General features: G+C 68.9%; 21 protein-coding genes and 2 pseudogenes. 20 read left to right on the top strand and 3 right to left on the bottom strand.

The features are described from left to right. The first annotated feature begins 4 nt into the window (after positions 1-4). The 19 genes from thrB (at position 5) to JKG67_RS03785 (ending at position 16,826) form a co-directional block, all read left to right on the top strand. Complete coding sequence (gene thrB / locus JKG67_RS03875; protein ID WP_203335976.1) at positions 5-913, top strand: homoserine kinase; 909 nt, start codon at positions 5-7, stop codon at positions 911-913. A gap of 313 nt (positions 914-1,226) precedes the next feature. Next, a complete protein-coding gene (gene rho / locus JKG67_RS03870; protein ID WP_238997990.1) occupies positions 1,227-3,041 on the top strand; it encodes a transcription termination factor Rho in 1,815 nt (604 codons plus the stop codon). 56 nt (positions 3,042-3,097) lie between these two features. Then, on the top strand, positions 3,098-4,282 hold the full coding sequence (locus tag JKG67_RS03865) for a multidrug effflux MFS transporter (RefSeq protein ID WP_203335975.1): 1,185 nt from the start codon (positions 3,098-3,100) through the stop codon (positions 4,280-4,282). A gap of 70 nt (positions 4,283-4,352) precedes the next feature. Further along, entirely contained in the window at positions 4,353-4,571 is a 219-nt protein-coding gene (gene rpmE, locus JKG67_RS03860) for a 50S ribosomal protein L31 (RefSeq protein WP_203335974.1), read from the top strand. 20 nt (positions 4,572-4,591) lie between these two features. Then, on the top strand, positions 4,592-5,674 hold the full coding sequence (gene prfA / locus JKG67_RS03855; RefSeq protein ID WP_203335973.1) for a peptide chain release factor 1: 1,083 nt from the start codon (positions 4,592-4,594) through the stop codon (positions 5,672-5,674). 24 nt (positions 5,675-5,698) lie between these two features. After that, the gene (gene prmC, locus JKG67_RS03850; protein WP_203335972.1) at positions 5,699-6,553 is read left to right on the top strand and encodes a peptide chain release factor N(5)-glutamine methyltransferase; all 855 of its coding nucleotides are present in this window, start codon (positions 5,699-5,701) and stop codon (positions 6,551-6,553) included. 4 nt (positions 6,554-6,557) lie between these two features. Beyond that, a complete protein-coding gene (locus tag JKG67_RS03845) occupies positions 6,558-7,238 on the top strand; it encodes an L-threonylcarbamoyladenylate synthase (protein ID WP_203335971.1) in 681 nt (226 codons plus the stop codon). After that, positions 7,231-8,370 carry a glycosyltransferase family 4 protein gene (locus JKG67_RS03840; protein ID WP_203335970.1) on the top strand — a complete coding sequence of 380 codons (1,140 nt, stop codon included), beginning with the start codon at positions 7,231-7,233 and terminating at the stop codon, positions 8,368-8,370. Before JKG67_RS03845 ends, JKG67_RS03840 begins: the two co-directional genes overlap by 8 nt. Before the next feature lie 89 nt (positions 8,371-8,459). Then, positions 8,460-8,972: a hypothetical protein gene (locus JKG67_RS03835; protein WP_203335969.1), complete on the top strand. Its 513-nt coding sequence runs from the start codon at positions 8,460-8,462 to the stop codon at positions 8,970-8,972. A gap of 30 nt (positions 8,973-9,002) precedes the next feature. Beyond that, positions 9,003-9,245 (top strand): AtpZ/AtpI family protein, encoded by a 243-nt coding sequence (locus tag JKG67_RS03830; RefSeq protein ID WP_203335968.1) that lies wholly within the window; start codon positions 9,003-9,005, stop codon positions 9,243-9,245. Positions 9,246-9,258: 13 nt separating this feature from the next. Next, complete coding sequence (gene atpB / locus JKG67_RS03825; protein ID WP_307816420.1) at positions 9,259-10,062, top strand: F0F1 ATP synthase subunit A; 804 nt, start codon at positions 9,259-9,261, stop codon at positions 10,060-10,062. A gap of 84 nt (positions 10,063-10,146) precedes the next feature. Beyond that, entirely contained in the window at positions 10,147-10,350 is a 204-nt protein-coding gene (locus tag JKG67_RS03820) for an ATP synthase F0 subunit C (RefSeq protein WP_203335967.1), read from the top strand. 47 nt (positions 10,351-10,397) lie between these two features. Beyond that, positions 10,398-10,934 (top strand): F0F1 ATP synthase subunit B, encoded by a 537-nt coding sequence (locus JKG67_RS03815; protein ID WP_203335966.1) that lies wholly within the window; start codon positions 10,398-10,400, stop codon positions 10,932-10,934. Then, positions 10,934-11,731, top strand: coding sequence for a F0F1 ATP synthase subunit delta (locus tag JKG67_RS03810; RefSeq protein WP_203335965.1), 798 nt, complete (start codon positions 10,934-10,936; stop codon positions 11,729-11,731). The genes JKG67_RS03815 and JKG67_RS03810 overlap by 1 nt, the downstream gene beginning before the upstream one ends. Before the next feature lie 57 nt (positions 11,732-11,788). Then, entirely contained in the window at positions 11,789-13,432 is a 1,644-nt protein-coding gene (gene atpA, locus JKG67_RS03805; protein ID WP_203335964.1) for a F0F1 ATP synthase subunit alpha, read from the top strand. Positions 13,433-13,435: 3 nt separating this feature from the next. After that, positions 13,436-14,362 (top strand): F0F1 ATP synthase subunit gamma, encoded by a 927-nt coding sequence (locus JKG67_RS03800; protein ID WP_203335963.1) that lies wholly within the window; start codon positions 13,436-13,438, stop codon positions 14,360-14,362. A 13-nt stretch (positions 14,363-14,375) separates the two neighbouring features. Beyond that, on the top strand, positions 14,376-15,830 hold the full coding sequence (gene atpD / locus JKG67_RS03795; RefSeq protein ID WP_203335962.1) for a F0F1 ATP synthase subunit beta: 1,455 nt from the start codon (positions 14,376-14,378) through the stop codon (positions 15,828-15,830). Then, positions 15,830-16,219 (top strand): F0F1 ATP synthase subunit epsilon, encoded by a 390-nt coding sequence (locus JKG67_RS03790; RefSeq protein WP_238997962.1) that lies wholly within the window; start codon positions 15,830-15,832, stop codon positions 16,217-16,219. Before atpD ends, JKG67_RS03790 begins: the two co-directional genes overlap by 1 nt. Positions 16,220-16,370: 151 nt before the next feature. Beyond that, positions 16,371-16,826, top strand: coding sequence for a DUF2550 domain-containing protein (locus JKG67_RS03785; protein ID WP_203335960.1), 456 nt, complete (start codon positions 16,371-16,373; stop codon positions 16,824-16,826). Between the two features lie 31 nt (positions 16,827-16,857). Here JKG67_RS03785 and JKG67_RS03780 read toward each other — a convergent pair whose 3' ends face one another. The 3 genes and pseudogenes from JKG67_RS03780 to JKG67_RS03770 all read right to left on the bottom strand — a co-directional run bounded on the left by JKG67_RS03780 (position 16,858) and on the right by JKG67_RS03770 (position 21,881). Beyond that, the gene (locus JKG67_RS03780; protein WP_203335959.1) at positions 16,858-20,010 is read right to left on the bottom strand and encodes a DEAD/DEAH box helicase; all 3,153 of its coding nucleotides are present in this window, start codon (positions 20,008-20,010) and stop codon (positions 16,858-16,860) included. A gap of 138 nt (positions 20,011-20,148) precedes the next feature. Continuing rightward, positions 20,149-21,444 (bottom strand): NCS2 family permease, encoded by a 1,296-nt coding sequence (locus JKG67_RS03775; RefSeq protein ID WP_307816419.1) that lies wholly within the window; start codon positions 21,442-21,444, stop codon positions 20,149-20,151. A 46-nt stretch (positions 21,445-21,490) separates the two neighbouring features. Next, positions 21,491-21,881, bottom strand: a pseudogene (locus tag JKG67_RS03770) (ATP:cob(I)alamin adenosyltransferase). Between JKG67_RS03770 and JKG67_RS19295 the strand changes: the two are divergent. Continuing rightward, positions 21,882-22,121, top strand: a pseudogene (locus JKG67_RS19295) (IS1380 family transposase); the annotation flags it as partial. Positions 22,122-22,512 lie beyond the last annotated feature (391 nt).

Genomic DNA, 22,512 nt, shown 5'->3' with positions numbered 1-22,512 from the left:
TTCCGTGTTCGTCGACGGTGTGGTCCGCGTCCAGGTCCCGGCCACCTCGGCCAACCTGGGGCCCGGATTCGACTCGCTCGGCCTGGCGCTGGCCAGGTACGACGAGCTCGAGGCCGAGATCCTCGCCGACGGGCTCGAGGTTGAGGTCCTCGGTGAGGGCGCCGGCGAGGTGCCCACCGACGAGCGCCATCTGGTGGTCCGGGCGATGCGGGCCGCGTTCACGGCGATGGACGTGCAGGCGCCCGGTCTCCGGCTGACCTGCCGCAACGTCATCCCGCACGGTCGCGGGCTCGGCTCCTCCTCAGCCGCGATCGTGGGTGGCATCACCCTGGCTCGCGGGCTGGTGGCCGACGGTGAGGAGCGTCTCGACCGCGAGGCGGCGCTCCGACTCGCCGCCGACCTGGAGGGACACCCCGACAACGTCGCCCCCGCACTCCTCGGCGGCTTCGTGATCGCCGGGGGCGCTCCGGGAGGTTGGTACGCCGTCAATGCGCCGGTGGCCGCCGAGGTCTCCGCCGTGGTCTTCGTGCCCTCGATCCCGTTGCACACGGAGGTGGCCCGAGGTCTGCTGCCGGAGGTGGTGCCGCACGCCGACGCGGCCGCGAACGCCGGCAAGGCGGCGCTGCTGGTGGCGGCACTGGCCGGCCGACCCGAGTGGTTGCACACGGCCACTGCGGACCTGCTGCACCAGGAGCAGCGGGGCCCGGCGATGCCGGACTCGCTGGCGCTGATCCACGAACTGCGCGGTGACGGCGTACCGGCCGTGGTGTCCGGGGCCGGACCCTCGGTGCTGGCGTTCACCGACGACTCGGGCGCCGCAGCACTGCTGCGCCGGTGCCCGGACGGGTGGCGGGCGTGGCACCTGTCCGTGGACCGTGTCGGCTGCACCCTGAGTCGGGTGCTAGGCTCGTAGGTGCGTTCTCGATCATTCGAGACGTGGGGCGCCAGCGGATCTTGTTCCGCCTCGGTGCACATCCTCCTCGAACCGTTGCCCCAGCGTCGTCAGTGAGCAACCCGTGGTTGCCTGCCGTCGGCAGGGGCCCGACGCGTATCGAGGATCGCACTCACCGTAGCCCGATCCGGGCTCTTATACGTGGGAAGGACCTCACGTGACCGAAACCATCAACAATCCCGCGATGCCCGATGCCGCTGGCTCGGAAGGCACGTCTGCCGGGGCCCCTGCTGAGCAGGCTGCGCCCAAGCGTCGCGGTGGCGGTCTCAACAACATGCTGATCGCTGACCTCAAGGGCATGGCTGCCGGCCTCGGCATCGCTGGTGCCGGCTCGATGAAGAAGGCCCAACTGGTCGAGGCCATCAAGGCGGCCCAGAGTGGTTCAGCCCAGAGCGGTTCTACCCAGAGCGGTTCCAAGCAGGCTGGTCAGAGGCAGAGCGGCTCGAAGCAGGACGGCCCCAAGCAGGACGGCCCCAAGCAGGACGGCCCCAAGCAGGACGGCCCCAAGCAGGACGGCCCCAAGCAGGACGGCCCCAAGCAGGACGGCCCCAAGCAGGACGGCCCCAAGCAGGACGGCGGCCAGTCGGACCAGGGTGCTGACAAGCAGGCCAAGGGTGCCGGCCGCCAGGGTGCCCAGAAGCAGAACCGTGGCGACCAGCAGGGTCAGCAGAAGCAGCAGAACCGTGGCGACCAGCAGGGCCAGGGTCGCGGCGGTCGCGGCGACCAGCAGGGTCAGCAGAAGCAGCAGAACCGTGGCGACCAGCAGGGCCAGGGCCGCGGCGGTCAGGGCGACCAGGGTGGCCAGCAGGGCCAGGGCCGCGGCGGTCAGGGCGACCAGCAGGGCCAGGGCGAGGACGAGGAGAGCCGCCGCAACCGGCGGCGTCGCGGCCGGGACCGTCAGCGTCCCGCCGGCAGCCGCAGCGAACCGGACACCCAGATCCTCGAGGACGACATCCTGCTTCCCGCAGCGGGCATCCTCGACGTCCTGGACAACTACGCGTTCGTCCGCACCAGTGGCTACCTGCCCGGGACCGAGGACGTCTACCTCTCCCTGTCCATGGTCCGCAAGTTCGGTCTCCGCCGTGGCGACGCGATCGTCGGTCAGGTGCGTCAGCCCCGCGAGGGCGAGCGCAAGGAGAAGTTCAACCCGATGGTGCGCATCGACAGCGTCAACGGGATGGACCCCGAGGTGGCCAAGGACCGCCCCGAGTTCGCCAAGTTCACCCCGCTGCACGCGAGCGAGCGTCTCCGTCTGGAGACCGACCCGGCGAACCTGATCGGTCGGGTCATCGACATCGCCGCACCGATCGGCAAGGGTCAGCGCGGTCTCATCGTCTCGCCGCCGAAGGCCGGCAAGACGATGGTGCTGCAGTCGATCGCCAACTCGATCAGTGCCAACAACCCCGAGTGCCACCTGATGATCGTGCTGGTGGACGAGCGGCCCGAGGAGGTCACCGACTTCCAGCGCACCGTCAAGGGTGAGGTGATCGCCTCCACGTTCGACCGGCCGGCCACCGACCACACGATGGTCGCCGAGCTCGCCATCGAGCGGGCGAAGCGGCTGGTCGAGCTCGGGCACGACGTGGTGGTGCTTCTCGACTCCATCACCCGACTGGGCCGTGCCTACAACCTGGCCGCCCCGGCGTCCGGCCGGATCCTGTCCGGCGGGGTCGACTCGTCCGCGTTGTACCCGCCGAAGAAGTTCTTCGGAGCTGCCCGCAACATCGAGCACGGCGGGTCACTCACCATCCTCGCCACCGCGCTCATCGAGACCGGTTCGAAGATGGACGAGGTGATCTTCGAGGAGTTCAAGGGCACCGGCAACATGGAGCTCCGACTGCGTCGCGAGTTCGCCGACAAGCGGATCTTCCCGGCCATCGACGCGGTGCAGTCCGGCACTCGGCGTGAAGAGCTCCTGCTGAGCCGTGAAGAGACCGCCATCGTCTGGAAGCTTCGCCGGGTGCTGTCCGGCCTGGAGGGCCAGCAGGCTCTGGAGCTGCTCCTCGAGCGACTGAAGAAGTCGCAGAGCAACGTGGAGTTCCTGATGCAGGTGCAGAAGAGCACACCGACTGTCGGCGGCGACGACTGAGTGCCGTTGGCCCGTCCGCTGCGGCGCCGCTGAGTCGAGGCAGGTACGTCCGATTCGTGGTGGTCCTGGGGTGTTTGATCGCCCTGGGGCCGCTCACGATCGACATGTACCTGCCGGCGTTCCCCCGGATCGCCCGCGACTTCGACGCCAGCAGCTCCGCCGTGCAGCTCACGCTGACCGGGATGCTTGCCGGGCTGGCCGTGGGGCAGCTCGTGATCGGGCCGCTGTCGGACGCCTTCGGACGCCTCCGGCCGCTGCTCGTCGGGCTCGCCGTGCATGCGGTGGCCTCCATCGCGTGTGCGATCGCGCCGACGATCGAGGTGCTCGCCGCCTTCCGGGTGGTGCAGGGCTTCGCCGGCGCGGCGGTCTCGGTGACGGCGATGGCGATGGTGCGGGACCGGTTCTCCGGCATCGCGATGGCGCGCCTGATGGCGCGATTGATCCTGGTCATCGGGCTCGCGCCGATCATCGCCCCGTCCTTGGGCGGTGTGCTGCTGACCTGGTTCGACTGGCCGGTGATCTTCCTGGTCCTGGCCGCCGTGGCGCTGCTGCTGATCGTGGTGGCGGTGACCGGCATGGAGGAGTCGCTGCCACCGGCACGACGACGCCAGGCTCGACCGGTGGCGATCGCCGCTGCCTATCGCATGCTGCTCAGGGAGCCCCAGTTCGTGGCGCTGGCGACCATCGGTGGCGCGATGATGGCCACCCTGTTCGCCTACGTGGCCGGCGCGAGCTTCGTGCTCCAGGAGGGTTTCGGCGTCTCCGAACGGACCTTCGCGCTGATCTTCGGAGCCAATGCGGCCGGGTTCGTGGTCGGCTCCCAGATCAACCCGATCCTGTTGCGCCGCTTCCGGATGGTCGACGTGCTGACCGGCGGCATCCTCGCGGCACTGACCGGGGGCGTCGCGCTGACGGTGTCCGCGGCCACCGGGTTCGGTGGTCTCGCCGGAGTGCTGCTGCCGCTGGCGATCGTGATGGGGGCTGCGGGCTTCTCGATGCCGAACACGCCGGCGCTGGCCCTGGATGCCCACGGGGGCGAGGCCGGCACCGCCGCCGCGGTCCTGGGCTTCTTCCAGTTCGGGATCGGTGCGCTGGTGGCACCGTTGGTCGGTGCCTTCGGCACCGGGAACGCCCTGCCCATGGGCGTGGTGATGATGGTGATGGCCGGGTTGGCCGCAGTGCTCGCCTTCACGGTGGTCCGACCCAGATTTCGTGTCACTGGATCGCAGTGGCACACTTGAGGGTCGGTCCCGGTTCCCGTCGCTGAGCATCCGAGCTCGCGCCGACCCGGCGCCGATGAGAGAGGACATCATGAAGAAGGACATCCACCCGGAGTACATCGAGACCACGGTCACCTGCACCTGTGGCGCGACGTTCACCACCCACAGCACCGCCCCCGAGGGAAACATCCGCGCTGACGTGTGCTCGCAGTGCCACCCCTTCTACACGGGCAAGCAGAAGATCCTCGACACCGGCGGCCGCGTGGCTCGCTTCGAGGCTCGCTACTCCAAGGCCAAGGAGAGCAAGTAGCCACTGGGGCGGACGAGCCCGTGTTTGAGGCCGTCGCCGGTCTGGTCGACGAGGCTGCCGAGCTTGAGCAGCGTCTCGCCGACCCGACCACCCATGGTGATCAGGTGCTCGCGAAGCGCCTGAATCAGCGGTACGCCGAGGTCTCGGCCATCGTGCGCACCTGGCGCGAATGGATCCGCCTCGGCGACGACGCCGAAGCCGCCCGCGAACTCGGCGGCGAGGACGACTCCTTCGCCGCCGAGGCGCTGCGCCTCGACGTCGAGCGGGCGCAGGTCGCGGAGCGACTCCGCGAGATGCTGGTGCCCCGCGACCCGGCCGATGCCAAGGACGCCCTCATCGAGGTGAAGTCGGGTGAGGGCGGTGAGGAGTCGGCACTGTTCGCCGGCGACCTGCTGCGGATGTACCTGCGCTGGGCGGAGCGACGCGGCTGGCGCACCGAGGTGCTCGATGCCACCGAGTCCGACCTCGGAGGCTACAAGTCGGTCACCGTGGCCGTGCAGGCCAAGGGGACCCCAGGTCCCGGGGAGGCCCCCTTCGCGCTGCTCAAGTTCGAGGGTGGCGTGCACCGGGTGCAACGGGTGCCGGTGACCGAGTCCCAGGGGCGGGTGCACACCTCGGCAGCCGGCGTCCTGGTGATGCCCGAAGCCGAGCAGATCGACGTCGAGGTCGACCCCAACGACCTGCGCATCGACGTGTTCCGTTCCTCGGGCCCTGGTGGCCAGAGCGTGAACACCACCGATTCGGCGGTCCGGATCACCCATCTGCCCACCGGCATCGTGGTGAGTTGTCAGAACGAGAAGAGCCAACTGCAGAACCGGGAGCAGGCGATGCGGATCCTGCGTGCCCGACTGCTCGCCGCAGCGAACGAGGCCGCCCAGGCCGAGGCCAGCGACGCCCGGCGGCTGCAGGTGCGCACCGTGGATCGCTCGGAGCGGATCCGCACCTACAACTTCCCCGAGAACCGGATCTCCGACCACCGCACCGGCTACAAGTCCTACAACCTCGACACGGTCCTCGACGGCGACCTCGATGCCGTCGTGGAGTCCTGCGTCAAGGCTGACCTCGCCGCCCGGTTCGAGGCCCTGGAGCAGGCGGGTGGCTGACCCGGTCGGGTGCGGCGGTTGAGCATGGCCACCCCCCGACACCTGATCCGTGAGGCTGCCCTCCGCCTCGACGAGGCCGGCGTACCGTCGGCCCACCGCGACGCCGAACTGTTGCTGAGCCATGTCCTCGGCGTCGGCACGGGCGGACTGCTGCTCGTCGACGAGGTCACCGAGGCGCAACGATCGGCCCTCGACCTGCTGGTGCAGCGGCGGGCGGCCCGCGAGCCGCTCCAGCACCTCACCGGAGTGGCCGGCTTCCGCTACCTGGAACTGGCCGTCGGACCCGGCGTCTTCGTGCCTCGGCCGGAGACGGAGCTGCTGGCCGGCTGGGCGGTCGATGCGGCCGAGCAGGTGCACCGCCAGGGGCTGACGCCGATCGTCGTCGACCTGTGCACCGGCTCCGGCGCCATTGCCGCGTCGGTGGCGCACGAGGTGCCCGGCGCGCAGGTGTACGCCGTGGAGCTGGACCCGCAGGCGCATGCGTGGGCGGAGCGCAACCTGGCCGGCTCCGGGGTCGACCTGCGCCTCGGTGACCTGGCCGAGGCCTTCGACGAGTTGACGGGGCAGGTGCACGTGGTGGTCTCCAACCCGCCGTACATCCCCTTGGAGGCGTGGGCGTCGGTGGCTCCCGAGGCGCGCGACCACGACCCGGCGATGGCGCTCTTCTCCGGGGTCGACGGCCTGGATGCGATCCGGGTGATCGCTCGCCGGGCCGCCCTGCTGCTCAGCAGCGGGGGAGTGGTGGGCGTGGAGCACGCCGACGAGCAGGGCGACGCCGTGCCCGGCGTCTTCGCGGCCACCGGGGACTGGGCCCGGATCCGCGACCACCGCGATCTGGCCGGTCGTCCGCGGTTCACCACGGCGCGACTGGCACGATGACCCCATGGCGATCAGGTACCCGGTCGGGGACGACCAGCAACTCGAGGCCGCGCTGGCCGCCGCCACGGAGGCGATCCGCGGGGGCACGCTGGTGGTGTTGCCCACCGACACCGTGTACGGCGTCGCCGCCGATGCCTTCGACCCCGATGCGGTGGCCGGACTGCTGGCAGCCAAGGGCCGGGGGCGAGAGATGCCGCCACCGGTGCTGATCGGGGCGAGTGCCACGCTGGATGCGCTGGCCACCCGGCTCACCGACGTGGTGCGCGCGCTGGCCGACGAGTTCTGGCCCGGCCCGCTGACCCTGGTCTGTCACCAGCAGGCCTCGCTGCGCTGGGACCTGGGGGAGACCCGCGGCACCGTGGCGGTCCGGATGCCCGACCATCCCGTGGCGTTGGCAGTGCTGGAGCGCACCGGGCCGCTGGCGGTGAGCTCGGCGAACCTGTCCGGGCACCCGGCAGCGACCACAGCCGACGCGGCCGACGAGATGCTCGGCGACGCCGTGGAGGTGATCGTGGACGACGGACCGAGCCCGGGAGGGGTCGCCTCGACCATCCTCGACGTCACCAGCGACACGGTGCGAGTGCTGCGTGCGGGAGCGATCGGGTCGGAGGAGATCAACGGCGTACTCGCCCGCTTCGACATCCGACTCGACGATGAGGCCGACCCCGGAGCCCCGGGTGCGTGAATACCTGCTCGTCTTCCTGGTGGCCGCCGTCGTCACCTACCTGTTGACCGTCATCGCCCGGGAGATCGCGTTGCGCACCGGGGCGGTGGCCGGAGTGCGGGACCGGGACGTGCACGACGAACCGATCCCGTACCTGGGCGGGCTGGCGATGCTCGGCGGCCTGCTGGCCGCCTACCTGGTGGCCACCCAGCTGCCGTTCCTGTCGCTGGGCGGCGAGCGGGTCTTCGGGCCGGCCAAGGTGGTGCTGCTGGCCGGGGCGATCATCTGCCTGGTCGGGGTGATCGACGACATCTTCGACATCGACGCCCTGATGAAGCTCGGTGGACAGCTCCTGGCCGCCGGAGTGCTGGTGCTCCTCGGTGTCCAGTACTACTTCCTGCCCCAGGCCGGCGGCGGAGTGCTCACCCTGGACGCCGCCCAGGGGGGACTGCTCACCGTCTTCGTGGTCACCGCCACCGTCAACGCCGTCAACTTCGTCGACGGCCTGGACGGGTTGGCGGCCGGGGTGGTCGGCATCGGTGCAGTGGCCTTCTTCCTCTTCTGTTACCAGTTGGCCGCGGTCAACGAGCAGTCCCTGGCGATCACCGGGGCGCTGTTGTGCGCGGCGCTGGCAGGCGCCTGCGGCGGCTTCATGGTGCACAACTTCCATCCGGCGAGGCTCTTCATGGGTGACTCGGGGTCGATGCTGATCGGGTTGGTGCTCTCCGGAGCGGCGGTGACCCTGACCGGGCAGTTCCCCGCCGCCGACGTGACCCGCGGCGCGGCCGGCTCGGAGGCGAGCCTGCTGCCGATCGTGCTCCCGCTGGCGCTGCCGCTGCTGATCCTGATCGTGCCGCTGGCGGATCTGGTGCTCGCGGTGATCCGGCGTACCAGGGCGGGGCGGTCACCGTTCGCGCCGGACAAGCAGCACCTCCACCACCGGCTTCTCGAGATCGGCCACTCGCAACGGCGGGCAGTGTTGATCATGTGGATGTGGGCGGGCCTGATCGCCTTCGGCGCGGTGACGGCGAGCCTCTACAGCGGCCCGGTGATGTGGACCGGGCTCGGCGTGATGGCGGCCGTGACGGTGACGGTCACCTTCGTGCTGCCGCGGCTCAAGGAGCCCACGCTCACCGCCGAGGTGCAGGCGTAGCCCCCATATTCACCCCTCCCCGACTTTGTGCTAGTTTTCACAAGCGATCGGTGGCGCGGTCGGCCAGAGCCACGCGCGCCCACGCGGTCATGACGAGCACCCCCGTCGAGGAAGAGGCCAACCACCCCATGTCGACCACGGAGGACTCCCGGGCCGCGTCAGCGGTCGGCGTCACCGTCGGCGACCCGCAGTTGCGGATCGCCGTCTGGGTGGGCGCTTCCTGCCTGGTGCTGGGTGTTCTGGCGGCCGTGACCGGTGCGCTGCTGGTCGGCGCTCCCGCAGCGTGGGGCGCCGGGATCGGTGCCACCATGGCCGGGGGCATCTTCGTCGTCGGTGCCCTGGTCGTCTATGTGGCCGCCCGAGTGATGCCGTCGCTGGCGCTGGTGGTGGCGTTGCTCACCTACGTCTCCCAGGTGTTGCTGGCGGCGCTGATCTTCGTCCAGCTCGAAGGCAGCGGCGTGCTCGACGACGGGACCGTCCACCGGGCCTGGCTCGCCGCCCTGCTGGTGCTCTGCACGCTGGTCTGGGTGACGGTCCAGATCACCTCGGCGACGCGCTCCCGGGTGCCGATCTTCGACCTTCCCGAGGCGGGTGCGCGATGACCCGCCGGGCCTGCTATCGTCCGGGGCGCGATGGCTCAGCAGCAGACCCCTTCCGCAGACTCCAGCGACTCACCTCCGGGCAGCCCATGGCAGGCCCTGGGCTACCTCGTTGCGGGTGTGCTGTTCTACGGTCTGATCGGCTGGGCGCTCGATTGGTGGCTGGGAACCACGTTCCTGGTGGCCATCGGGGTGCTCGTCGGAGCCGGCCTGGGGATCTACATGACCATCGCGCGGTTCGGTGGCATATCCGCCAAGCACAGCAGTCAGAGCTAAGGCAGGAGAGAGAGTGAGCGTCACCGCTTCGATGGCAGCGGCCACGATCAAGGCCGCTGGCGGTTCGGGTTTTCACGCCCCTGGTCCGGAGATCTTCAACCTCCCGCCGGTGTTCGGCGAGGTCACCAAGCCGATGTTGCTGCTCTGCCTGTCAGCGGTGCTGATCATCGCGTTCACGGTGCTTTCGTCCCGCCCCGCCGCGGTGGTGCCGGGTCGCCTGCAGTTCGCGGGTGAGGCCGTCTACGGGTTCGTGCGCAACTCGATCGCCCGCGAGAACATCGGCTCCGCACACTTCATGCGGTTCGTGCCGTACCTCTTCGCGCTGTTCCTCTTCATCCTGGTCAACAACTACTACGCGTTGATCCCGCTGCTCCAGTTCCCCTCGTTCTCGCGGATCGGGTTCATCGTCCCGCTGGCGGCCATCTCCTGGCTGCTCTACATCGGTGCCGGGATGTGGAAGCACGGCCCGCTGGGCTACCTCAAGCACGCCACCGTGCCCGCCGGCGTCCCGCTGTGGATCACCCCGGTGCTGGTGCCGTTGGAGTTCCTCTCCAACATCATCGTGCGCCCGGCCACCCTGACGCTGCGTCTGTTCGGCAACATGTTCGCCGGCCACATCCTGTTGGTGCTCTTCGCCACCGGCGGCTGGTACCTGCTGGGCACCGGCAACTTCGTGTACGCCGGCGCAGGCGTGCTGGCGTTCGTGCTGGGTATCGCGGTGAGCTTCCTGGAAGTGATCGTGATGTTCCTGCAGGCCTACGTGTTCACCCTGCTCTCGTCGATGTACATCGGCGAGGCGCTGGCCGACGAACACTGATCCGACTCCCAGAACCACAACTCGACACCCGCAAGTTTCGCCAACCGCGACGTGACGTCCACGTCGCAGACGAAAGGAAAAGCCATGGAAGGCAACCTCAACCTCATCGGACTCGGCCTGTCGGCCATCGGCCCCGGCGTGGCCATCGGTCTGATCTTCGCCGCACTGATCAGCGGGATCGCCCGTCAGCCCGAAGCTGCGAACACGCTCTTCGGTCGCGCGATCCTCGGCTTCGTGCTGGCTGAGGCGCTCTTCATCATCACCCTGGCCATCGCCTTCGTGCTCTAGAACCGACCCTCTCCGCACACGAGTGGTCCGAACAGGGAGACTCCACCATGATCACTGATGTCGTTATGGCAGCCGGTGAAGAGCACGATCCGCTGATGCCGGTGCTTTCCGAGATCATCCTCGGACTGATCGTCTTCGGCATCCTCCTCTTCGCGATCTGGAAGTTCGTGGTGCCGCGCTTCGAGCAGGCCTACGCCGACCGGACCGCAGCCATCGAGGGGGGTCTGGCCGCTGCCGAGACCAAGCAGGCCGAGGCGGACGCCAAGCTCGCCGCACTTGAGCAGCAGTTGGGAGACGCGCGACACGAGGCCGCCCGGATCCGCGAGGAGGCCCGTGAGCAGGGCGCCGCGATCATCGCCGAGATGCGGGAGCAGGCGCAGACCGATGCGGCCCGGATCGTCGAGCACGCGCACGCGCAGATCGAGGCCGAGCGCCAGCAGGCGGTCACCTCGCTGCGGGCCGAGGTCGGCAGCCTTGCTACCGGACTCGCCAGCCGGATCGTCGGGGAGAGCCTGGAGGACGAGGCCCGACAGAGCCGTGTCGTCGAGCGCTTCCTGGCCGATCTGGAGCAGGGGGTCAACTGATGCGTGGCGCATCCGCCGAGGCACTGAAGGTGCTCACCGAGGGGCTTCCCTCGGTGCTCGCCGCCGGTGACGCAGCCCAGATCGGGACGGAACTCTTCGGAGTCGCCGGCCTGCTCCGGACCGAACCGGCGCTGCGGCGGGTGGCGACCGACCTCTCCGTCGCGACCGAGGCGAAGACGGCCCTGGTGCACGGGGTCCTTGACAGCCGGGTCTCCCCAGCAGTAGCCGACCTGGTCGCCGACGCTGTCGGCCGACGGTGGACGGCAACCCGTGACCTGGCCGACTCCCTCGAGCAATTGGGTGTCGTTTCAGTCGTCCGGTCGGCCTCGGACCCGGCGCGTCTGTCGGACGAACTGTTCTCGGTCGGCCAGGCGATCAAGGAGCACCCGGAGCTGCGCGATGCGCTCGCCGATCCGTCGCGGACGGCCGCCGACAAGCGGAGCCTGATGGAGGGGCTGCTGTCGGACAAGGTGCTGGCGGCCACCCTGGCGCTCATCGATCAGGCACTCTCCGGCTCGTACCGCACCGTGACCGCCGCGCTCGAGGCCTACGGCAAGGTGGCGGCCCACGTGCGTGACCAGCAGGTCGCCACGGTGGTGGTGTCCACGCCGCTGTCCGAGGCGGACAGCGAGAGGCTGGCAGTTGCGCTCTCGCGCCAGTACGGGCGGCAGATGCACCTCAATGTGGTGGTCGACCCGCGAGTGGTCGGCGGCATCAAGGTGGAGGTCGGAGACGATGTCATCGATGGCACCGTCTCCACCAGACTCGACGACGCCCGACGGCGACTGGCCGGCTGACCCGGCACCGGCAACCCAAGACATTCATTACCAGGCCCAAGAAGTGAGGATGAGGAAATGACGGAGCTGACCATCCGTCCGGATGAGATCCGGGACGCGCTTCAGCGCTTCGTGTCGGACTACCAGCCCGAGACGGCCAGCCGGGAGGAGGTCGGCACCGTCTCCGAGACGGCTGACGGCATCGCGAAGGTCACCGGACTTCCATCGGTGATGGCCAACGAGCTGCTCGAGTTCGAGGACGGCACGCTCGGCATCGCCCTGAACCTGGACACCCGCGAGATCGGCGTCGTGATCCTCGGTGACTTCGAGGGTGTCGAGGAGGGTCAGCCGGTGCGCCGCACCGGCGAGATCCTCTCCGTGCCCGTCGGTGAGGGCTACCTCGGCCGGGTCGTCGACCCGCTGGGCAAGCCGATCGACGGCCTGGGTGAGATCACCGGCATCGAGGGCCGCCGCGCCCTGGAGCTGCAGGCTCCGGACGTGATGCAGCGCAAGTCGGTGCACGAGCCGCTGGCCACCGGCATCAAGGCCATCGACGCGATGACCCCGATCGGCCGCGGTCAGCGTCAGCTGATCATCGGCGACCGCGCCACCGGCAAGACCGCGATCGCGATCGACACGATCATCAACCAGAAGCAGAACTGGGAGTCCGGCGACCCGACCAAGCAGGTGCGCTGCATCTACGTGGCGATCGGTCAGAAGGGCTCCACGATCGCTTCGGTGCGTGGCGCCCTCGAGGAGGCCGGCGCGCTGGAGTACACCACCATCGTGGCGTCCCCCGCCTCCGACGCGGCCGGCTTCAAGTACCTCGCCCCGTACACCGGCTCGGCCATCGGCCAGCACTGGATGTACGACGGCAAGCACGTCCTCATCGTCTTCGACGACCTGACCAAGCAGGCCGAGGCCTACCGCTCGGTGTCGCTGCTGCTGCGCCGCCCGCCGGGCCGCGAGGCGTACCCGGGTGACGTCTTCTACCTGCACTCGCGGCTCCTCGAGCGTTGCGCGAAGCTCTCCGACGAGATGGGCGCCGGCTCGATGACGGGCCTGCCGATCATCGAGACGAAGGCCAACGACGTGTCGGCGTTCATCCCGACCAACGTCATCTCCATCACCGACGGTCAGATCTTCTTGCAGTCCGACCTGTTCGCCGCCAACCAGCGTCCCGCGATCGACGTCGGTATCTCGGTCTCCCGGGTCGGTGGCTCGGCGATGACCAAGGCGATGAAGCAGGTCACCGGTTCGCTCAAGGTGGACCTGGCCCAGTTCCGCGCCATGGAGGCGTTCGCGATGTTCGCCTCCGACCTGGACGCGGCCTCGCGTCAGCAGTTGGCCCGTGGCCAGCGGCTGATGGCGCTGCTGCGGCAGCCGCAGTACTCGCCGTACCCGGTCGAGGAGATGACGGTGTCGCTGTGGCTGGGCACCAGTGGTCGCCTCGACATCGTGCCGACCGAGGACGTGCTCCGCTTCGAGTCCGAGTTCCTCGACTTCCTGCGCCGCTCGCACTCCGGCATCCTGGCCGGCATCCGCGAGTCGCTGAAGTTCGAGGACTCCACCGAGGACCAGGTGGGCGTCGCCTACGACGCGTTCCTGGGCCAGTTCGAGACTTCCGACGGCCAGCCGATCAAGGCCGGCAAGGAAGAGCACGAGGCGCTCGAGGACGAGGCGATCGAGCAGGAGCAGATCGTCAAGCAGAGGCGGGGCTGACCCATGGCCCTATCGCTGCGTGAGTACCGCGCGCGGATCAAGTCGACCGAGTCGATGAAGAAGATCACGCGCGCCATGGAGCTCATCGCTGCGTCCCGCATCATCAAGGCGCAGCAGCGGGCGCAGGCCGCCGCGCCGTACTCCCGGGAGTTGACCCGGGCGGTGTCCGCGGTGGCGACGTACTCCAACGAAGACCACGCGCTGACCACCGAGGTGGAGAACCCGACGCGGGCCGCGGTGCTGGTGATCACCAGCGACCGTGGTCTGGCCGGGGCCTACTCCTCGAGCGTTCTCAAGGAGGCCGAGAGCCTCGTTGAGAAGCTTCGGGGTGAGGGCAAGGACGTCGACCTGTACATCTCCGGCCGCAAGGGCGAGGCGTACTACAGGTTCCGCCAGCGCCCGGTGGTGCAGGTGTGGTCCGGCTTCTCCGACCAGCCGACCTACGACGTGGCCGCAGACATCGGGGCGACGCTGATCCAGGCGTTCCTGAACACCGACCCGGCGCCGTCCGAGGCCGGCGTGCCTCCCGGTGTCGACGAGGTCCACGTGGTCTACACCCGGTTCGTGTCGATGCTTCGTCAGGAGCCCAACACGATCCGACTGGTTCCGCTGGAGATCGTCGAGGGCACCGAGCCTCCGGAGAAGTCCGAGGTGCTGCCCCTGTACGAGTTCGAGCCGAACGCCGGGGAGGTTCTCGACGCGCTGCTGCCCAAGTACGTGCAGAGCCGGATCTACTTCTGTCTGCTGCAGGCGGCCGCTTCCGAGCTGGCCTCCCGTCAGAAGGCGATGAAGTCCGCGACGGACAACGCTGAAGAACTCATCAAGAAGTACACGCGAATCGCCAACCAGGCCCGCCAGGCCGGCATCACCCAGGAAATCAGCGAGATCGTCGGTGGCGTGAACGCGCTTGCCGATGCCGCCAGCGAATAGTGAGTGAGAAGACATGACTGCCACTGTTGAAGAGACGAACGCCGCGGCCACCGGCGGCATCGGCCGGATCTCCCGGGTCATCGGGCCGGTCGTGGACATCGAGTTCCCGATCGACACGATGCCGGGCATCTACAGCGCCCTGAAGGTGGATCTGGAGCTCGGTGGCGAGACCCAGACCATCACCCTCGAGGTCGCCCAGCACATCGGCGACGGGATGGTTCGCGCCATCTCGTTGAAGCCGACCGACGGTCTGGTCCGCGGTGCTCAGGTGACCGACACCGGGAGCCCGATCACGGTTCCGGTGGGTGACGTCACCCTGGGTCGCGTGTTCAACGCGACCGGTGACTGCCTGAACCTTGAGGAGGGCGAGGAGCTCGCCTCCTCCGAGCGGTGGGGCATCCACCGCAAGGCTCCGGCCTTCGACCAGCTCGAGTCCAAGACCCAGATGTTCGAGACGGGCATCAAGGTGATCGACCTGCTCACCCCGTACGTGCTGGGTGGCAAGATCGGCCTCTTCGGTGGTGCCGGTGTCGGCAAGACCGTGCTGATCCAGGAGATGATCGCCCGAGTCGCGAAGGACCACGAAGGTGTGTCCGTGTTCGCCGGTGTGGGTGAGCGGACCCGTGAGGGCAACGACCTCATCGTGGAGATGCAGGAGGCCGGCGTCTTCGACAAGGTCGCCCTGGTCTTCGGTCAGATGGACGAGCCGCCGGGCACCCGCCTGCGGGTCGCGCTGTCCGCCCTGACGATGGCGGAGTACTTCCGCGACGTGCAGAAGCAGGACGTGCTGCTCTTCATCGACAACATCTTCCGGTTCACCCAGGCCGGCTCCGAGGTCTCGACCCTGCTCGGCCGGATGCCGTCGGCGGTGGGCTACCAGCCCAACCTGGCGGACGAGATGGGTGTGCTGCAGGAGCGGATCACCTCGACCCGTGGTCACTCGATCACCTCGATGCAGGCGATCTACGTGCCCGCGGACGACTACACCGACCCGGCTCCGGCGACCACGTTCGCGCACCTGGACGCCACCACCGAGCTGTCGCGTGAGATCGCCTCGCTGGGTATCTACCCGGCCGTGGACCCGCTCACCTCGACCTCGCGGATCCTGGACCCGCAGTACATCGGCCAGACCCACTACGACACCGCCATCCGGGTGAAGCAGATCCTGCAGCGCAACAAGGAGCTGCAGGACATCATCGCGATCCTCGGTGTCGACGAACTGTCCGAAGAGGACAAGATCGTGGTGCACCGGGCCCGCCGGATCCAGCGCTTCCTGTCGCAGAACACCTACGTCGCCAAGCAGTTCACCGGCATCGAGGGTTCGACCGTCCCGGTGGCCGACACCATCGAGGCGTTCAACAAGATCTGTGACGGTGAGTACGACCACGTTGCTGAGCAGGCCTTCTTCATGTGTGGTGGCCTGGACGACGTGGAGCGCAACTGGGCCGACATCCAGAAGAGCCTGTGATGGCTTCGCTTCGAGTCGAACTGGTGGCCGCGGACCGGCTGGTCTGGTCCGGGGACGCGAAGCGTGTCATCGCGCGCACCGTCGAAGGCGATGTGGGCATCCTGCCCAACCACGCCCCGATGCTGTCGCTGATGATCTCTGGCGTGGTCGACATCCAGACCCCCGACGAGGAGACCCTGGTCGCAGCTGTGGACGCGGGCTTCCTGTCGGTGGCTGAGAACCGGGTGTCGATCCTGGCCGAGCGTGCGGACCTCTCGCACGACATCGACCTGGAGCAGGCTCGCGCCGAACTGGAGCGGGCCCACGCCGCCGGCGAGAACGATGACGAGGCGACCGCCGCGGTCCGCCAGGCCGAGGCTCGGATCCGCGCTGTCGAGCGCGCCCGCTGAGTCTCACCCCCTGAAGCAGCGCTGAGGAGGCGCCCGTCCGGAGCGATCCGGGCGGGCGCTTCCTGCGTTGAAGTGGAGGCCCGGGTTCGCGTCCGGGGCGGGTGCGGTTAGTCTTCGTCGCACGACCCGAGAGATCGATGCGAGGTGGGCGATGCCGTGGTGGGCGTGGCTGCTCGATGCAGTCGCCGTCGTGCTGCTGCTCTGCGTCTGCTACGCCGTCACCCTGGTGGTGCGCCGCCGGCTGCTGGCCCGCCACGGTGGCACCTTCGAGTTGAGTCACCGGGTCCGTTCCTCCAAGGCAGGCCGTGGTTGGGTGCTCGGCGTGGGTCGCTACCACGGTGATCGGTTGGAGTGGTTCCGGGTCTTCTCCCCGAACCCCCGACCGACCAAGGTCTGGGGGCGCAAGGAGTTGATCTATCAGGGGCGCCGCGAGCGGGTGGGCGGTGAGCAGATCTCGCTGTACGCCGATCATCTGGTGATCGTGTGTCACACCACCGCCGGTGAGACGGTCGAGCTGGCGCTGACCCGCTCCTCGCTGCTCGGCCTGCAGGCGTGGCTGGAGGCCCGGCCTCCCGGCACGAACTGGACCGAGGCGCCGCTGCGCTGACGCGGTGGCGGCCGCGGACGACCGGCCTGGTTCAGTCGGAGAAGAGGCCGCGAATGTCGTCGGCGTCGATGCCGGTGCTCATCGCCTGGTCGCCGTCCATCACCTGGGCGAAGAGCTCGGCCTTGCGGTCCTTGAGCTCCATCACCTTCTCTTCGATCGTGTCGGTGCTGAGCAGGCGGTAGACGTGCACGTGTTTGGTCTGGCCGATGCGGTGGGCGCGGTCGACAGCCTGGGCCTCGGCAGCGGGGTTCCACCAGGGATCCAGCACGAACACGTAGTCGGCTTCGGTCAGGGTCAGACCCACCCCTCCGGCCTTGAGGGAGATCAGGAACGCCGATGCCTCGCCGCGTCGGAACTGGTCGATGACCGCGCCGCGGTCGCGGGTGGCCCCGTCCAGGTAGGTGGTGGCCACCCCCTCGGCGGTGAGCCTCTCTCGGACTCTGCCGAGGAACGAGGTGAACTGGCTGAACACCAGCGCCTGGTGGCCCTCCGCGGTGATCTCGGCGAGATGGTCGACCAGCACGTCGAGCTTGGCTGAGCCGACCCGGTGGTGCTCGGCGTCGACGAGCGCTGGGTCCAGCGCGAGCTGACGCAGTTTGGTGAGTGCCGCGAAGATCGCCACCCGGTTGCGGTCGAAGTCCTCCACGAGTCCGAGGATCTTCTGGCGCTCCTTGGCCAGGTGGGTGTCGTAGATCTTGCGGTGTCGTGGGGACAGGGTGACGTCGAGGATCTGCTCCTGCTTCGGGGGCAGCTCGTCGGCGACGAGTTCCTTGGTGCGGCGGAGCAGGAACGGGCGGATCCGCTGGCGGAACCTCCGCAGCGCCGCCTCGTCGCCGGTCTTCTCCACCGGCCGGGCCACGTGCTCCTTGAACTTGGCCGGCCACGGGTAGAGACCGGGCACGGTCAGGGACAGCAGCGCCCACAGCTCCATCAGCCGGTTCTCGAACGGGGTCCCGGTCACGGCCAGCCGGAACGGTGCCTCGATCTTGCGGATCGCCGCGTAGGTCTTGGACTGGTGGTTCTTCACCTGCTGGGCCTCGTCGAGGATCAGACCGGCCCACTCCAGACAGGTGTAGCGCTCCTCGGCCAGTCGGGCCAGCGCATAGGTGGTGACCACGACGTCTGCGTCGGCGGCCAGGGCGGCCACGTCGTCGGACTTGCGGGTCGCCACGGCCACCCGCAGGCCCGGGGCGTGCAGGGCCGACTCGTGCGCCCAGGCCGTCACCACGCTGGTCGGCGCTATCACCAGGAACGGTCGCTGTTCGCCGTGGTGTGTGGCGTGCGCGATCGCGGCGAGCACCTGCAGCGTCTTGCCCAGGCCCATGTCGTCGGCGAGGATGCCGCCCAGGCCGTGCTGGATGAGGAAGCTGAGCCACCAGAAGCCTTCGAGTTGGTAGCTGCGGAGCTCGGCGGTGATCCCGACCGGGTCCGGTCGGTCGATGTCGGTGAGGTCGCGCAGCGCCTGGGCGCGTCGTACCCATTCGGCGGCCTGGCTGTCCACGATGCCGAGCTCGGCCAGTTGCGCCCACACCCCGAGGTCGTGCCGGCCGACGCTGACGCCGTCTCCCTCCGACTCCTTGAGCTCCTCGGCCGCCTTGACGACGTCCCGGAGCTGGGCGAACTCAGGTCGGTCGGTGCGCAGGTAGAGGCCGCTGGGAAGGACCAGGTACTCCAGATCGAGGGTGAGGGCGGCGAGGACGTCGGGGAGCGGGATCGGCTCCCCCTCGACGGTGATGATGACCGCGAGGTCGAGCCAGTCGGTGCCGGAGCTCTCCTCGGCGACGGCGAAGGCGATCTCGGGGTCGTCGGTCGACTCGCGGAAGTCGGGTCGCTCGTCCTCGACCACCTCGATCCCGGGCATCTCCCGCAGTGTCGGCAGGTCGTGGATGGCCAACGCGAGGGCGTCGCCGTCGGTGGCGGTGGAGCGGTGCAGCAGGTCGATCGGCACCTGGTCGCTGATCCGCCGTTCGGCGTTCGGGTCCCTCAGGCCCCCGAGGGTGTCGGTGGAGGTGAGTCGGGTCAGTCGCCCGGCGTACCGCCACTCCCAGCGCAGGGAGGCCTTGGTGGAGGAGTGCCAGGTCACGGTGAGCAGCAGAGTCGGGGTGATCGGCTCGGGGAGCGGCACCGAGCCGTCGGGGGAGCGGAGCTCGACCAGCCGGGTCATCGGCGCGAGCACTTCGTCGAGCCGGTCGTGCGCGTCCGCGGGCACGTCGACGGTCGGGGTGCTGAGCAGGAACCGCATGGTGGCTGCGCTGACCGGTCGGTCGAGGCGGGCGATCCGGAGTGCGCCGTCGCTGAGCAGTCCGACCGAGTGGTCGCCGATGGCGAGTACGTCGTCGCCGGACCAGAGCCGGTCCTCGTGGACGAGGCCGAGCCGGACCGTGGTGCCGTCCTCGGTGCGGGTCAGGTCGGTGGCCAGATGCAATGGCTCGTCGACGATCCGTAGCTCGGTCAGCGGTCGACGGGGCAACAGCTCGACGCCGGAGTCGCGGACGTCGCGGAGCAGGTCGACCACCCGGCCGCCGAACTCTTCCAGATGGGGTTCGGCCGAGTAGTACTGGAACTGGGAGTTCATCGCCCGGTGCAGCGCCAGCAGCGCGGCGACCTGGGCGCGTGGGTGACCGTGGCTGCGGGGCAGGTGCGGGAGGTCCCGCCAGTCGGCTCCGCCCTTCACCCACTGGCCTCGGGCACCGCGGCGCAGTGGTCTCAGGTGCACCCGGTACTGCTCGTCGCTGCCGTAGTAGGGCCGCCGTTGGCCCAGTTTGAACTCCAGGGCCAGCGGCGGCAGGTCGTCGTCGGGGTGGCTCTGCTCGGCGAGTTCACCGATCAGGTGCTCGAGCCGCTCCTTCCAGTCCTCCCGCGGTGGTGCCGGCTGGGGTGCGAACGACTGGCCCAGCGTCACCGCGAGTGCGGCCCCGTGCTTGCAGGCGATCCGCACCGGGCAGCTGCACATGGTGGTGAGCCACAGCTCACCGCTGGGCATCTCGGCGTACAACTGCACGTGGTAGGGGAGTGGCTCGGTCCCCTTCACCCGCGCGGTGACCGAGAGGTTCTCCGCGCCGAGCTCACTGATCTCGGGTTGCAGCACCCGGCCGCGGGCCGCGTAGTCCTGGCCACGGGCCAGCGAGGCTGCGTCGAAGAACCGGCGCAGCGCCTCATCGGAGAGCGAGTTGAGGATGTTCATGAGTGCCACCCATGGTGACAGGTCGGAGCGACAGGCAGGGAATCCTCTCCACAGGCGCCAGCCGGCGCCGGTGGTCGAGCCGGCCGTGCCAGCGTGGGCCTTCGCGTCTCCGATCGACTGGCGGCCTGCGCGGAACCGTCAGTGCAGCCAGATGAAGTAGGCCAGCACGACCGCGAGCAGCAGGTAGTTCAACCAATGCACCTCACGCCTGCGTCCCTTGGCGATCATGGCGATCGGGTGCAGCAGCAGGCCGCAGGCGATGCCGGTGGCGATCGAGTAGGTCAACGGCATCGCGATGACGGTGGCGAACGCCGGGATCGCGACCTCCAGCTCCGTCCAGGCGATCTTGCCGAGGGAGGCGGCCATCAGCACCCCGACGATGATCAACGCGGGCGCGGTCACTTCGGCGGTGACCACGTCCAGCAGCGGTGAGAAGAAGAGTGCGAGCAGGAACCAGCCGGCCGTCACCACCGAGGTGAAGCCGGTCCGGCCACCGGCGCTGACCCCGGCGGATGACTCGATGTAGGACGTGGTGGTCGAGGTGCCCAGCACCGCACCGACCATCGTCGCGGTGGAGTCCGCGGCCAGGGCACGGTTCGCCCGGGGCAACTTGCCGTCCTCGAGGAGATCGGCCTGGTTGGCCACCGCGATCAGGGTGCCCGAGGTGTCGAAGAAGTCGACGAACAGCATGGTCAGCACCACGACCAGCATCTGGGTGGTGAAGAAGCCGCCGAACCCGTCGAAGACCGCTCCGAAGGTGGGGGCCAGGCTCGGCACCGGCGCCACCAGGCCGCTGGGCACCGAGGCGACGCCGGCCAACACCGCCACCACCGCGGTGGCGACCAGACCGTAGAAGACGCCCCCGCGGACACCCCGGATCACCAGCACGGCAGTGATCAGCAACCCGGCGACCGCCACCAGAGTGCCTCGCTGGGACAGGTCGCCCAGCGCCACCGTGGTGTTCTCGTCCGGCACCACGATGCCCGCGTTGCGCAACCCGATGAAGGCGATGAACAGCCCGATCCCCGAGGCGGTGGCGAACTTCAGATGCATCGGGATGGCCTCGATGATCACCCGCCGCAAGCCGGTCAGCGCCAGCACCAGGAACAGCGCCCCGGAGACGAGGGTGCCGACCAGTGCGGTCTGCCACTCGATCCCCATCCCCAGCACCACGGTGTAGGCGAAGAACGCGTTCAGGCCCATCCCCGGCGCCAGCGCGATCGGGTAGTTCGCCAGCAGACCCATCAGCAGGGTGCCGAGAGCGGCCGCCAGTGCGGTGGCGACGAAGAGCGCCTGGGGGTCCATCCCGGTGGCGCTGAGAATGCTCGGATTCACGAACAGGATGTAGGCCATCGCCAGGAACGTGGTGGTGCCGGCCACCGTCTCGACCCGGTACGACGATCCCTGATTGCTGATGCCGAAGAAGCGGTCCACGGGGCGTAGTTTGGCAGAGACCCGGCGCTGTGAGGTGACGCGGGCGTTACGACTCGCCGCGCTCGCCGCCCGGCACCCACAGCACGTCGCCCTGTTCGCGGTTCGCATACCTGGCCAGGATGAAGAGCAGATCCGAGAGCCGGTTCAGGTAGGTGATCGCCAGCAGATTCATCACCTCGGCGTGCTCGGCGTACGCAGCCCAGGCCGACCGCTCGGCACGGCGGCACACGTCGGCCCCGACATCGAAGAGGTCGTTCTGGATCCGGGTCAACACCGTGACCACGTCGGGCTCCAGTGCGCCGGTAGCCACCGCCACCCCGATCTGAGCATTCGTCTCGTCCACGTCGGCGTACGCCGTGAGGCGGAGATCGGTCTTGGCCGTCTCGCTCATGTCCGCCCAGGCGGGTGCTCCCGGCGTCGCCGGTGCGGGTGTAGATAAGGACGGGCCGCTGGCGCACCTGCCGTCCGGGTCGTACACCGCCAACGCCGCCTGGGTCGCCCTGGCGGTGATCTCGTTCAACATCGCTCGCGCCGCCGCAGTCGCCGCCGACCTGGCCAAGGCCAGGTGGGCCACCCTGCGTCGCAAGATCATCAAGGTCCCCGGCCGGATCGCATCCACCGCCCGCCGACTCGACCTGCATCTGCCGATCCACTGGCCCTGGGCCCCAAACTGGCAATCCCTGCACCCCTCGCCACCGGACCACTGGTCACCGCAACAACCTGACCACCCAGCCCCAGCGGGCACGACCGAGGACATCGAAGTGGAGAGCCGGAGCCGACCGGCAGGTCAGCCACGCTCACGAGCCAGTCCCGCCACGATCCATCAGAATCACCGCTCACGAAATCACCGATGGTGGATCCGGGTTCAGTAGGCCAGCTTCTCGCTCGCTGTCACTACTCATGGATTGGCCGGGCTGGGTCTGTCAGGAATTTTGTGTAACCGCATCGGCGTGATGCCACGGGCTGGGTCCGTGGTCGAAGGAGCATCACGTCATGAGCGAGCACGAGTCTGAGAGTACGACGTTGCCAGCGGTGAGGGAGCCGGACATGGTTCGGCTCGCCGAGGAG

Origin of the sequence: Nocardioides limicola, from assembly GCF_016827675.1 — a bacterium.
GTDB classification, from domain to species: domain Bacteria; phylum Actinomycetota; class Actinomycetes; order Propionibacteriales; family Nocardioidaceae; genus Nocardioides; species Nocardioides limicola.
Note: the sequence above shows the minus strand (reverse complement) of the source record. Positions and strands in the feature narration are given on the sequence as shown.

What these genes read in the sequence shown, in the direction of transcription:
- rho (WP_238997990.1), top strand. Translation starts at nt 1,227, where the DNA reads ATGCTGATCGCTGACCTCAAGGGCATGGCTGCCGGCCTCGGCATCGCT.
- rpmE (WP_203335974.1), top strand. Translation starts at nt 4,353, where the DNA reads ATGAAGAAGGACATCCACCCGGAGTACATCGAGACCACGGTCACCTGC.
- prmC (WP_203335972.1), top strand. Translation starts at nt 5,699, where the DNA reads ATGGCCACCCCCCGACACCTGATCCGTGAGGCTGCCCTCCGCCTCGAC.
- JKG67_RS03845 (WP_203335971.1), top strand. Translation starts at nt 6,558, where the DNA reads ATGGCGATCAGGTACCCGGTCGGGGACGACCAGCAACTCGAGGCCGCG.
- JKG67_RS03835 (WP_203335969.1), top strand. Translation starts at nt 8,460, where the DNA reads ATGACGAGCACCCCCGTCGAGGAAGAGGCCAACCACCCCATGTCGACC.
- JKG67_RS03830 (WP_203335968.1), top strand. Translation starts at nt 9,003, where the DNA reads ATGGCTCAGCAGCAGACCCCTTCCGCAGACTCCAGCGACTCACCTCCG.
- JKG67_RS03820 (WP_203335967.1), top strand. Translation starts at nt 10,147, where the DNA reads ATGGAAGGCAACCTCAACCTCATCGGACTCGGCCTGTCGGCCATCGGC.
- JKG67_RS03815 (WP_203335966.1), top strand. Translation starts at nt 10,398, where the DNA reads ATGATCACTGATGTCGTTATGGCAGCCGGTGAAGAGCACGATCCGCTG.
- JKG67_RS03810 (WP_203335965.1), top strand. Translation starts at nt 10,934, where the DNA reads ATGCGTGGCGCATCCGCCGAGGCACTGAAGGTGCTCACCGAGGGGCTT.
- atpA (WP_203335964.1), top strand. Translation starts at nt 11,789, where the DNA reads ATGACGGAGCTGACCATCCGTCCGGATGAGATCCGGGACGCGCTTCAG.
- JKG67_RS03800 (WP_203335963.1), top strand. Translation starts at nt 13,436, where the DNA reads ATGGCCCTATCGCTGCGTGAGTACCGCGCGCGGATCAAGTCGACCGAG.
- atpD (WP_203335962.1), top strand. Translation starts at nt 14,376, where the DNA reads ATGACTGCCACTGTTGAAGAGACGAACGCCGCGGCCACCGGCGGCATC.
- JKG67_RS03790 (WP_238997962.1), top strand. Translation starts at nt 15,830, where the DNA reads ATGGCTTCGCTTCGAGTCGAACTGGTGGCCGCGGACCGGCTGGTCTGG.
- JKG67_RS03785 (WP_203335960.1), top strand. Translation starts at nt 16,371, where the DNA reads ATGCCGTGGTGGGCGTGGCTGCTCGATGCAGTCGCCGTCGTGCTGCTG.
- JKG67_RS03780 (WP_203335959.1), bottom strand. Translation starts at nt 20,010, where the DNA reads ATGAACATCCTCAACTCGCTCTCCGATGAGGCGCTGCGCCGGTTCTTC.